This is a genomic window from Melaminivora sp. (assembly GCF_032059615.1).
Taxonomy (GTDB): domain Bacteria; phylum Pseudomonadota; class Gammaproteobacteria; order Burkholderiales; family Burkholderiaceae_C; genus Melaminivora.
In genome coordinates this window covers 1-10,563 of record NZ_DAMCAM010000081.1, presented here as the reverse complement: position 1 = coordinate 10,563, position 10,563 = coordinate 1, and the positions used below count along the sequence as shown (strand labels likewise).

Genomic DNA, 10,563 nt, shown 5'->3' with positions numbered 1-10,563 from the left:
CGCGTGGCGCGCACGGCCGGGCCCTTGGAGCTGTTGAGCGTGCGGAACTGGATGCCCGCCTCGTCCGTCGCCAGCGCCATGGCGCCGCCCAGCGCGTCCACCTCCTTGACCAGGTGCCCCTTGCCGATGCCGCCGATGCTCGGGTTGCAGCTCATCTGCCCCAGCGTCTCGATGTTGTGCGTGAGCAGCAGCGTGGCGCAGCCCATGCGCGCGCTGGCAAGGGCCGCCTCGGTGCCGGCGTGGCCGCCGCCGACGACGATGACGTCAAATTCCTGGGGATAGAGCATGGCAGAGGGCAAAGAACAAACGGGCGGCAAATGCCGGGAAAACCCGCGATTTTCCCACCTTTGCCTCCTGTCCAGGCCAGGGGCGCGGCCCGGCCCCACGGGAGTACGGACCTTTGCAGACTGGCGGCCGCCCTACCCCAACCTTTTGCACGGACAAAGCGCGCATGTTTCACGTGGAACACGCCGCGTTCCTGCAGAGGCGTGCTGTGCTTCAATCGCCCTTCATGAACCACCGCATCCTGATCTTCGCGGGCAGCACCCGCGAGCAATCCTTCAACCGCCGTCTGGCCCGCGTGGCCGCGCAAGTGGCCCGGGGCGCCGGGGCCGAAGCCACCGTGCTGGAGCTGGCGGACTACGACATCCCCATGTACCAGGCCGACCTGGAGGCACGCGGCACCCCCGCCGACGTGCTGCGCCTGAAGCAGGTCATGGACGAGCATCCCGCCTGGATCATCTGCTCGCCCGAGTACAACGGCAGCTACACCGGCCTGATGAAGAACACGCTGGACTGGGCCTCCAGCCCCGTGGCCGGGCACCCGGTCTGGTCCGACGGCAACCGGCCCTTCGGCGGCAAGGTGGTGGGGCTGCTCAGCGCCTCCAACGGCGCGCTGGGCGGCCTGCGCTCGCTCAACCAGCTCATGCCGCTGCTGGTCAACCTGGGCTGCTGGCTGGCGCCGCGCCAGTTCGCCCTGGCCCGCGCGGCCAGTGCCTTCGATGACGCGGGCCAGCTGGCGGACCCGGCCCAGCGCGACCAGGTGCGCGCGGTGGTCGAGCAGGTGCTGTGGGCGACCGCCCGCCTGCACGGCCCCGCGCAGTGACCGCCCCGGGCGCAAGCCCCACCGCATGAACTGCCGCCCCGGCTGCGCCGCGTGCTGCATCGCGCCGTCGATCAGCTCGCCCATCCCGGGCATGGAGGGCGGCAAGCCCGCAGGCGTGCCCTGCATGCAGCTCGACGCCCAGGGTCGGTGCAGACTGTTCGGCCAGCTCTCGCGGCCGGCGGTCTGCCAGTCCCTGCAGCCCGCCCCGGCACTGTGCGGCGACAGCCGCGCCGAGGCCCTGCAGCGTATCGCCTGGCTGGAGCGTGCCACCCTGCCGCCCGCCAAAGCCCCTGCATGACAGGGCGCCCCGCTTGCGCATAGCATGCGGCTGCAGGAGGCGACCGGCCGGTCTTTTCGGGCGGCCGGCCCTGCCCGCTCGCCCGGGCCCGCCGCCTGCTGCCCGGCCGTACGGCGGGCCCGACATTGAAAACCCCTTGAAAGGACGATCCGCATGAAGCTGTACTACTCCCCCGGCGCCTGCTCGCTGTCCCCGCACATCGTGCTGCACGAGGCGGGCCTGGCCTACACCCCGGTGCTGGCCAGCACCAAGAGCCACAAGCTGCAGGACGGCACGGACTTCTACACCATCAACCCGCTGGGCTACGTGCCGGTGCTGGAGCTGGACGACGGCACGCGCCTGCGCGAAGGCCCGGCCATCGTGCAGTACCTGGCCGACCAGGCGCCGCAGAAGAACCTGGCGCCAGCCCATGGCACGCTGGCGCGCTACCGCCTGCAGGAGTGGCTGAACTTCATCGGCACCGAGATCCACAAGGGCTTCTCGCCGCTGTTCAAGCCGAACACGCCCGAGGAGTACAAGCCGATCGCGCGCGAGCAGCTGCTGTCGCGCCTGAAGTGGATCGACGGCGAGCTGGCCGGCAAGCAGTACCTGACGGGCGAGCACTTCAGCGTGGCCGATGCCTACCTGTTCACCGTGACCAACTGGCCGCAGCACGTGGGCCTGGACATCTCGCAGTTCCAGCACCTGGCCGCCTGGCGCGAGCGCGTGGCCGCGCGCCCGGCCGTGCAGGCGGCCATGAAGGCCGAGGGGCTGCTCAAGTAAGCGGCAGGAACGACCCGGCCTGCCCCAGGCTGGGCGTTTATTTTTTTGATAGCTGAGAACCGTTGACAGGCAAGGGTTGAACGCAGTTTTTGCCTGTTTTTTCGCGGCTGAGGCCGCTCCTGCAGGGGCGGGCACGGCAGGGCAGCCCGGGCGGCTGCGGCCTGGCCCCGCCCCCGGAAATCCGCATGACCACCACTACCCTGTTTGATCCGTTAGAAGCCGGGGCGCTGCGCCTGGCCAACCGCGTCGTCATGGCGCCGCTCACGCGCAACCGCTCGCCCGGCGCCGTGCCTGGCGAGCTGGCCGTCACCTATTACCGCCAGCGCGCCAGCGCCGGGCTGCTGATCTCGGAAGGCACTGCCATCAGCCACCAGGCCCAGGGCTACGCCGACGTGCCGGGCCTGTACGGCAGCGAGCAGCTGGATGGCTGGAAGCGCGTGACCGACGCCGTGCACGCGGCGGGCGGCACCATCGTGTGCCAGCTGTGGCACGTGGGGCGCATCTCGCACGACAGCCTGCAGCCGGACGGCGGCGCGCCAGTGTCGGCCTCAGCGCTGACGGCCCGGACCAAGACCTATCTGCTCGACCGCGGCGACGGCAGCGCGGGCTTTGCGCCCACCTCGGCGCCGCGCGCGCTGGCCGCCGAAGAGCTGCCCGGCATCGTCCACACCTTTGCCGCCGCCGCACGCAACGCGGTGCAGACGGCGGGCTTCGACGGCGTGGAGATCCACGGCGCCAACGGCTACCTGCTGGAACAGTTCCTGAAAAGCGGCGCCAACCAGCGCACCGACGACTACGGCGGCAGCATCGAGAACCGCGCCCGGCTGATGCTGGAGGTGACCCGCGCCGTGGCCGACGCCGTGGGTGGCGGGCGCACGGGCATCCGCCTGTCGCCGGTGACCCCGGCCAACGACATTCAGGACGACGATCCGCAGCCGCTCTATGACTACCTGGTGCGCCAGCTCGCGCCCCTGGGCCTGGCTTACATCCACGTGATCGAGGGCTCGACCGGCGGGCCGCGCGAGGTCGAGGGCCAGCCCTTCGACTACGCCGCGCTGCAGGCCGCCTACCGCGCCGCAGGCGGGCGCGGCGCCTGGCTGGTCAACAACGGCTACGACGGCGCCATGGCCCGCGAGGCCGTGGCCAGCGGCCGCGCCGACGCCGTGGCCTTTGGCCGTGCTTTCATCGCCAACCCGGACCTGGTCGAGCGCCTGCGCACTGGCGCGCCCCTCAATGCCCCGGACCGCACCACCTTCTATGGCGGCGATGCGCGGGGCTATACGGACTACCCGGCGCTCGCGGGTTAGCCCACCAGGCGCAGGCGGGCCGGCGCGTCGGCCAGCGGCTCCGCCGGCGCCGCGTGGGCCCGGGGCACCGCCGCTGCGCCGGCGCCCTGCCCCAGGCGGAACTGCTGCACCACCTGCGACAGCCGGGCCGCCTGCTCGCGCAGCGACTCCGAGGCCGCGGCCGACTGCTCGACCAGCGCGGCGTTCTGCTGCGTCATGCGGTCGATCTGCGCCACAGCGCCGTTGACCTGGCCGATGCCCGAGGCCTGCTCGCTGGCGGCGGCGTTGATCTCGCCAATGATGTCGGTCACGCGCTGCACGCCCGAGACGATGTCCTGCATGGCGCGGCCCGCGTCTTCCACTTGGCGCACGCCGCCATCCACGGCGGCCACGCTGGCGCCGATGAGCTGCTTGATCTCGTTGGCCGCCGCGGCCGAGCGCTGCGCCAGGCTGCGCACCTCGCCGGCCACCACGGCAAAGCCCCGGCCCTGCTCGCCGGCGCGTGCGGCCTCCACCGCCGCGTTCAGCGCCAGGATGTTGGTCTGGAAGGCGATGGAGTCGATCAGGCCGATGATGTCGCCGATCTTGCGGCTGGTGCCCGAGATCTCGTGCATGCTGCTGACCGCGTGCTGCACCACCTCGCCGCCGCGCAAGGCACTGCCCGAGGCCGAAGTGACGAGCTGGTTGGCCAGCTGCGAGGACGAGGCCGTCTGCTGCACCGTGGCGGTCAGCTCCGACAGCGAGGCGACGGCCTGCTGCGCGCTGCTGGCCGTCTGCTCGGTGCGCCCGGACAGGTCCTGGTTGCCCATGGCGATCTGCTGGCTGGCGGTGGCGATGCTGCTGCTGGCGTCGCGCACCTGCGCCACCATGCCGCTCAGGCCCTGCTGCATTTCGACCAGGGCGCGCTGCAGGTCGGCCACCTCGTCGCGGCCCTCGGCCGCCAGGTGCTGCGACAGGTCGCCCCGGGCGATGGCCTGGGCCACCGTGCGCGCCGCCACCAGCGGCCGGCAGATGGCCGCCATGTTCATCAGCGTGAGCGGCACCACCACCGCCGCCGACAGCAGCACGGCCAGCACGAACAGCCACTTGGTCCACTGCGCGATGCGGTCTTCCTCGGCGATGGCCTCTTGCACCTCGGCGGCCAGGCGCTTGTCCAGTTCCTGCATGTGGCCGCCGGCCACGTCGAACTGCGCCGCCGCCGGGGCGCTGGCGCGGCTGGCGAGGGTGGCGGTCTCAAAACCGCCCTCCTCCAGCTGCTGGGCCACCTTGGCGAACTCCTCGCGGTAGCTCTGCAGGCCCTGGGCCAGCCCAATGATGAGCTCATGGTCCTTCTGCGGCAGCACCAGGCCGAAGTCGGCCACCAGCTTCATGGCGCCGTCCAGGCCGCCCTCCCACTGAGCGCGGGCGGCGCGCACGTCGGCCGGGCTCTCGTAGTGGATGACCATGTCCTTCTCGGCCTGGCGCATGCGCGCGAACTGGTCGCGCATCTGGCCCAGCAGCGCCACCGAGGCGTGCGGCTGGGCGATGAAGGCCTGGCTCTGGGCGTGGATGCGCAGCATGCCCAGCATGCCGGCGCCCCCCAGCAGCAGCAGCAGCGCCATCACCACGGCGATGGCGCCGATCATGCGGGTGCGGATGGTGAACATCCGCATCAGTGCGAGAAAATTCATGGGCGGGTCTCCTGCTCGGTCACGGCCCAGCATGCGTGCAGCGGGGTGACAGTGCTTTGATGCGCAACAAAACGTTGCAGTTTGCCAGAGCCCCCGGTCCTGTTCCCCCGGGTTCAGCCGCGCCAGCGCTTGAGCAGCAGGGCATTCGTCATCACACTAACCGAGCTCAAGGCCATGGCGGCGCCGGCCACCACCGGACTCAGGTAACCCAGCGCCGCCAGCGGGATGCCGGCCACGTTGTAGATGAAGGCCCAGAACAGGTTCTGCCGGATCTTGATCACGGTGCGGTGCGAGATGTCCAGCGCCGCGGCCACCAGGGTGGGGTCGCCGCGCATCAGCGTGATGCCGGCGGCGTGCATGGCCACGTCGGTGCCGTTGCCCATGGCCAGGCCGACGTCGGCGGCGGCCAGCGCCGGCGCGTCGTTCACGCCATCGCCCACCATGGCCACCACGTGCCCGCCCGACTGCAGCTGGCGCACCGCGTCGGCCTTGCCGCCTGGCAGCACCTCGGCCATGACTTCGCCCGCTGCGGGGTCCAGCCCCAGGCGACGCGCCATGGCCTCGGCCGCGCCGCGGTTGTCGCCCGAGATCATCACGCAGCGCACGCCGCGCTCTTTCAGGCGCGCCAGGGCCGCGCGCGCGCCGGGCTTGGGCTCGTCACCAAAGGCCAGCAGGGCGCGCGCCACGGGCGGGTTGCCGTCCTGCTGCTCGGCCAGTACCGAGACGGTGGCGCCGCCTTGTTGCAGTTCCTCGGCACGCGCCTGCAGCGCGCCCAGCGGTGCCTGCAGCTCCTGCAGCCAGCGCAGGCTGCCGATCAGCCACTGCCGGCCCTGCACCCGGCCCTCGGTGCCCCGGCCCGGCACGGCGCGCACGCCGCTCGCCTCGGGCACGGCCAAGCCGCGCTCCTGCGCCGCCTGCAGCACGGCGCGCGCCAGCGGGTGTTCGCTGCCGCTTTGCACGCCGGCCACCGCGGCCAGCAGCGCGGTTTCGTCGCCGCCCTGTTCCACGTGAAACGCCGTCAGCACCGGCCGGCCCACGGTCAGCGTGCCGGTCTTGTCGAAGGCCACCGTGTCCACGCGATGCGCCGTCTCCAGCGCCTCGGCGTCCTTGATCAGCACGCCGTGCTGCGCGGCCACGCCGGTGCCGGCCATGATGGCCGCGGGCGTCGCCAGGCCCAGGGCGCAGGGGCAGGCAATGACCAGCACCGCCACGGCGTGGATCAGCGCGCTCTCGGCGCCGACCCCGGCCAGCATCCAGCCGGCCAGCGTCAGCACGGCGATGACCAGCACCACCGGCACGAAGACTGCCGCCACTTGGTCCACCAGCCGCTGGATGGGCGCCTTGGCGGCCTGCGCGTCCTCGACCAGGCGGATGATGCGCGAGAGCACCGTTTCGGCGCCCACCGCCGTGACCTGCATGACGACGCGCCCTTCGCCGTTGATGGAGCCGCCGGTGAGCGGGTCGCCAGCGCCGCGCGCCACGGGCAGGGGCTCGCCGGTCAGCATGGACTCGTCCACCTGGGTGTGGCCCTCCAGCACCGTGCCGTCCAGCGGGATGCGCTCGCCCGGGCGCACCACCAAGCGGTCGCCGGCCATGATCTCGGCTATCGGCACGTCCACCTCGCCGTCCCGGCCCAGCAGGTGCGCCACGTCGGGGCGCAGCGCGTGCAGGGCGCGGATGGCCGCCGTGGTCTGGCGCTTGGCGCGCGCTTCGAGCCATTTGCCCAGCAGCACCAGGGTGATGACCACGGCCGAGGCCTCGAAGTACAGGTGCGGCACCTCGCCCTGGGGCGCCGTCGCCCACAGCCACAGCGACAGGCCGTAGCCCGCGCTGGTGCCCAGGGCCACCAGCAGGTCCATGTTGCCGGTCAGCGCGCGGGCCGCATGCCAGCCGGCGCGGTAGAAGCGCGCCCCCAGCAGGAACTGCACCGGCGTGGCCAGCAGGAACTGCGCCCAGGGCGGCAGCATCCAGTGCCGGCCCAGCAGGTCGCCGAACATGGGTAGCACCAGCGGCGCCGACAGCAGCAGGCCCAGCGCCACCGGGGCAAAGCCGGCCCAGGGCGCATCGTCGGCACGCTCAGCCTGCGCCTGCTCCAGGCTGCGCGGCTCGTAGCCGGCATTGCGGATGGCGCGGCGCGCCAGCGCCGGCAGATCGGGGGCGCCCTGCGCGTCGTAGCGGATGTGCACGGACTCGGTCGCCAGGTTCACGCTGGCCTCCTGCACGCCGGGCACCTTGCGCAGCGCGCGTTCTACCCGCGCCACGCAGCTGGCGCAGGTCATGCCGCCCACGCCCAGGTCGAGCGTGGCGGCAGCGGAAGGGGCGGGGGCGGCAGTGGTCATGGCCACACCTTAAACCTTGACAGCGTGGCAGGGTCAAGCCCGGGCACCGGCGCGGCCGCTTGACTTTGCCACCATGTCAGGCTTCATGATCCGTGCATCCGGCTTGCGTCAGGCCGGTCCTCCCCATCACCCGAAAGGAAACCTGCCATGCAACACCAATTCACCGTCAAGGGAATGACCTGCGGCCACTGCGAGCGCGCCGTGGTGCACGCCGTGCGCGAAGTGGACACCGACGCCATCGTGCGCGTGGACCTGGCCAGTGGCCAGGTCAGCGTGGAGAGCGAGAAATCGCGCGACGCCCTGGCCCACGCCATTCGCGAAGAGGGCTACGAGGTCGCGGCCTGAGCATGGCCCGCCCACTGGCTGCCGCGGGCACGGTGGCCACCCACTGGCCCGTGCCCATCGGCGTGGCCGCCGAGCGCGCCGGCGTCTCCGCGCGCATGGTGCGGCACTACGAGAGCCTGGGCCTGCTAGCGCCCGTGGCGCGCACGGGCAGCGGCTATCGCCAATATGGCCAGGCCGACGTGCACACCCTGCGCTTCATCCGCCGCGCGCGCGACCTGGGCTTTTCCATCGAGGAGATTGGCGCCCTGCTCGGCCTGTGGCAGGACAAGGCGCGTGCGAGCAGCCAGGTCAAGCAGATCGCGCAAAAGCACATCGCCAGCCTGCACGAGCGCATCGCCGCCCTGCAGGCCATGCAGCGCAGCCTGCAGCAGCTGGTGGGCTGCTGCCACGGGGACGAGCGGCCCGAGTGCCCGATCCTGGACGACCTGGCAGCCGAGTAGGCACGCGGCCAGGGCCGCTCGGCCGCGACCTTGCTGTCGCCGCACTGGCAGCAGCGGCAGCCGGCCTGGGGTACAAGACGGTCATCCCTGGCGTTCTTTTCGGAGTTTGCGCATGACCGACCCCACCACCCCCTACACCCCGCCCGCCGTCTGGCACTGGAACAAGGACAGCGGCGGGCGCTTCGCCAGCATCAACCGGCCCATTGCCGGCCCCACGCACGAGCGCGAGCTACCCGTGGGCCGCCATCCGCTGCAGCTGTACTCGCTGGGCACGCCCAACGGCGTCAAGGTCACCGTGATGCTTGAAGAGCTGCTGGCCGCGGGCCACAGCGGCGCCGAGTACGACGCCTGGCTGATCCGCATCCACGAGGGCGATCAGTTCGGCAGCGGCTTCGTCGGCGTCAATCCCAACTCCAAGATCCCCGCCCTGCTCGACCGCAGCGACCCGGACGCGCCCATCCGCGTATTCGAGTCCGGCGCCATCCTGGTCCATCTGGCGGAGAAATTCGGCGCCTTTTTGCCCACCGAGCCGGCCCGGCGCGCCGAGTGCCTGTCCTGGCTGTTCTGGCAGATGGGCAGCGCGCCCTTCCTGGGCGGCGGCTTCGGGCATTTCTATGCCTACGCGCCCGTCAAGATCGAATACGCCATCGACCGCTACGCCATGGAGGCCAAGCGCCAGATGGACGTGCTCGACCGGCGCCTGGCCGAGAGCGAATACCTGGCCGGCAGCGACTACACCGTGGCCGACATGGCCGTGTGGCCCTGGTACGGGCTGCTCGCCAAGGGCCAGCTGTACGAGGCGGGCGAGTTCCTGCAGGTGCAGGAATACACCCATGTGCTGCGCTGGGCCGAGCAGATCGCCCGGCGCCCGGCGGTGCAGCGCGGGCGCCGTGTCAACCGCACCTTCGGCGCGCCGGACAGCCAGCTGCACGAACGCCATGACGCCAGCGACTTCGACACGCGCACGCAGGACAAGCTGCAGCCCGGCGCCTGAGCGGCCCGCGCCCTGCAACGACCAGACCCGAGGAGACCCAAACCATGCTGACCCTGTACGACTGCGCCACCGCTCCCAGCCCGCGCCGCGCGCGCATCTTCCTGGCGGAAAAAGGTGTTCCCCACGAGACCGTGCAGGTGGACCTGAGAAGCGGCGAGCAGCTGGGCGCGGCCTACCGCCAGGTCAACCCGCAGTGCACCGTGCCGGCGCTGCGCACCGAGGACGGCCTGCTGCTGGCCGACAACGCCGCCATCGCCGCGTATCTGGAGGCGCGCTACCCCGAGCCGCCGCTGCTGGGCGGCACGCCCGCGGAAAAGGCCGACATCGCCAGCTGGAACTGGCGCGCCGAGTTCGACGGCCTGCTGGCCATCGCCGAGGCGCTGCGCAACAGCGCGCCCGCCATGGCCGGCCGGGCCCTGCCGGGGGCCATGAACTACGAGCAGATCCCGCAACTGGCCGAGCGCGGCCTGGCGCGCATCGAGCACTTTTTCGACCTGCTCGATGCACGACTGGAAGGGCGCGACTTCGTCGCCGGCGGGCGCTTCAGCGTCGCCGACATCACGGCCGTGGTGGCGGTGGACTTTGCCCGCATCGTCAAGAAAAAGCCCCAGGAGCGGCACGCGCACCTGCTGCGCTGGCGCGCGCGGATGGGCGAGCGGCCTGCCATGGCACTGTGATTTTTTGATTAAAAACGCCGGTAACCCTTGCGGCACAACGAGAGTTAGCTATTGAAAAAGGAGTCTGATGAAGCCAGCGCCGGTGGGCTTGCTCCTTGCCCTCTGGGGACGCGGCCCCTGGTTCTTCAACGTTTCTCAGCTCCTTTTTCTGCAGTTTTCGCTGGCTTTCCCGCATCCTTCGTCGACTCTGGCACCAGCACCCCGCGCAGCAGCGTTTCGATGCACTGCCGGGCCACGTCTTCAGGCGCGTAGCTGCCCTGCGGCTGGTACCAGCGCCCAATCCAGCTCAATGCTCCGGCAATGACGAAGGCCGTCATCTTCGGGTCGCACGGGTGCAGCAGGCCCTCCTCCACGCCCTGCGCCACCAAGCGGCGAAACGCCAGGTCGATCTCGGACTTGAGCCGGCGCAGCTCGGTGCGCGCAGGCTCGGGCACCTCCTCGTCGCCCACGCGGATCAGGCACATGCCGAAGGGCTGCATGACGATGCCGGCATAGACCTGCATGCAGGCGCGCAGCTGGTCCACCGCGTTGCCGCCGGCCGCGCGCGAGGCCTCGATGCCTTCCAGCGTCATGTCCAGCCCCTTCTTCACGCAGGCCAGCAGGATCTCGTCCTTGTTCTTGACGTAGTAGTACAGCGTCGGCTTGCT

At 71.1% G+C, this 10,563-nt stretch carries 12 protein-coding genes; 8 read left to right on the top strand and 4 right to left on the bottom strand.

Going from position 1 to position 10,563, the window contains the following annotated elements:
- Positions 1 to 287: FAD-dependent oxidoreductase (locus RT051_RS13580; protein ID WP_313077491.1), on the bottom strand; the 287-nt coding region annotated here is incomplete at its 3' end.
- A gap of 224 nt (positions 288 to 511) precedes the next feature.
- Here RT051_RS13580 and RT051_RS13575 point away from each other — a divergent pair.
- The 4 genes from RT051_RS13575 to RT051_RS13560 all read left to right on the top strand — a co-directional run bounded on the left by RT051_RS13575 (position 512) and on the right by RT051_RS13560 (position 3,472).
- Entirely contained in the window at positions 512 to 1,105 is a 594-nt protein-coding gene (locus tag RT051_RS13575; RefSeq protein ID WP_313077490.1) for an NAD(P)H-dependent oxidoreductase, read from the top strand.
- 25 nt (positions 1,106 to 1,130) lie between these two features.
- Positions 1,131 to 1,403, top strand: a complete 273-nt coding sequence (locus tag RT051_RS13570; RefSeq protein ID WP_313077489.1) for a YkgJ family cysteine cluster protein — start codon at positions 1,131 to 1,133, stop codon at positions 1,401 to 1,403.
- Between the two features lie 153 nt (positions 1,404 to 1,556).
- Positions 1,557 to 2,165 (top strand): glutathione transferase GstA, encoded by a 609-nt coding sequence (gene gstA / locus RT051_RS13565; RefSeq protein ID WP_313077488.1) that lies wholly within the window; start codon positions 1,557 to 1,559, stop codon positions 2,163 to 2,165.
- 185 nt (positions 2,166 to 2,350) lie between these two features.
- Positions 2,351 to 3,472 (top strand): alkene reductase, encoded by a 1,122-nt coding sequence (locus tag RT051_RS13560; RefSeq protein ID WP_313077487.1) that lies wholly within the window; start codon positions 2,351 to 2,353, stop codon positions 3,470 to 3,472.
- Here the strand turns inward: RT051_RS13560 and RT051_RS13555 are convergent.
- Positions 3,469 to 5,121 carry a methyl-accepting chemotaxis protein gene (locus tag RT051_RS13555; protein WP_313077486.1) on the bottom strand — a complete coding sequence of 551 codons (1,653 nt, stop codon included), beginning with the start codon at positions 5,119 to 5,121 and terminating at the stop codon, positions 3,469 to 3,471. The genes RT051_RS13560 and RT051_RS13555 overlap by 4 nt on opposite strands.
- Before the next feature lie 113 nt (positions 5,122 to 5,234).
- On the bottom strand, positions 5,235 to 7,460 hold the full coding sequence (locus tag RT051_RS13550; protein WP_313077485.1) for a heavy metal translocating P-type ATPase: 2,226 nt from the start codon (positions 7,458 to 7,460) through the stop codon (positions 5,235 to 5,237).
- A gap of 147 nt (positions 7,461 to 7,607) precedes the next feature.
- Between RT051_RS13550 and RT051_RS13545 the strand changes: the two genes are divergently transcribed.
- From RT051_RS13545 to RT051_RS13530, 4 genes are all read left to right on the top strand, one after another.
- Positions 7,608 to 7,805 carry a heavy-metal-associated domain-containing protein gene (locus tag RT051_RS13545; protein ID WP_313077484.1) on the top strand — a complete coding sequence of 66 codons (198 nt, stop codon included), beginning with the start codon at positions 7,608 to 7,610 and terminating at the stop codon, positions 7,803 to 7,805.
- 2 nt (positions 7,806 to 7,807) lie between these two features.
- Complete coding sequence (cueR, locus tag RT051_RS13540) at positions 7,808 to 8,245, top strand: Cu(I)-responsive transcriptional regulator (RefSeq protein WP_313077483.1); 438 nt, start codon at positions 7,808 to 7,810, stop codon at positions 8,243 to 8,245.
- A 112-nt stretch (positions 8,246 to 8,357) separates the two neighbouring features.
- Positions 8,358 to 9,239, top strand: a complete 882-nt coding sequence (gene yghU / locus RT051_RS13535; protein ID WP_313077482.1) for a glutathione-dependent disulfide-bond oxidoreductase — start codon at positions 8,358 to 8,360, stop codon at positions 9,237 to 9,239.
- A 44-nt stretch (positions 9,240 to 9,283) separates the two neighbouring features.
- On the top strand, positions 9,284 to 9,916 hold the full coding sequence (locus RT051_RS13530) for a glutathione S-transferase (RefSeq protein WP_313077481.1): 633 nt from the start codon (positions 9,284 to 9,286) through the stop codon (positions 9,914 to 9,916).
- Between the two features lie 125 nt (positions 9,917 to 10,041).
- Here the strand turns inward: RT051_RS13530 and RT051_RS13525 are convergent.
- Positions 10,042 to 10,563: TetR/AcrR family transcriptional regulator (locus RT051_RS13525; protein ID WP_313077480.1), on the bottom strand; the 522-nt coding region annotated here is incomplete at its 5' end.

Excerpts from the sequence above, each read along its gene's own strand:
- RT051_RS13575 (WP_313077490.1), top strand. The coding sequence starts at position 512 with ATGAACCACCGCATCCTGATCTTCGCGGGCAGCACCCGCGAGCAATCC.
- RT051_RS13570 (WP_313077489.1), top strand. The coding sequence starts at position 1,131 with ATGAACTGCCGCCCCGGCTGCGCCGCGTGCTGCATCGCGCCGTCGATC.
- gstA (WP_313077488.1), top strand. The coding sequence starts at position 1,557 with ATGAAGCTGTACTACTCCCCCGGCGCCTGCTCGCTGTCCCCGCACATC.
- RT051_RS13560 (WP_313077487.1), top strand. The coding sequence starts at position 2,351 with ATGACCACCACTACCCTGTTTGATCCGTTAGAAGCCGGGGCGCTGCGC.
- RT051_RS13555 (WP_313077486.1), bottom strand. The coding sequence starts at position 5,121 with ATGAATTTTCTCGCACTGATGCGGATGTTCACCATCCGCACCCGCATG.
- RT051_RS13550 (WP_313077485.1), bottom strand. The coding sequence starts at position 7,460 with ATGACCACTGCCGCCCCCGCCCCTTCCGCTGCCGCCACGCTCGACCTG.
- RT051_RS13545 (WP_313077484.1), top strand. The coding sequence starts at position 7,608 with ATGCAACACCAATTCACCGTCAAGGGAATGACCTGCGGCCACTGCGAG.
- cueR (WP_313077483.1), top strand. The coding sequence starts at position 7,808 with ATGGCCCGCCCACTGGCTGCCGCGGGCACGGTGGCCACCCACTGGCCC.
- yghU (WP_313077482.1), top strand. The coding sequence starts at position 8,358 with ATGACCGACCCCACCACCCCCTACACCCCGCCCGCCGTCTGGCACTGG.
- RT051_RS13530 (WP_313077481.1), top strand. The coding sequence starts at position 9,284 with ATGCTGACCCTGTACGACTGCGCCACCGCTCCCAGCCCGCGCCGCGCG.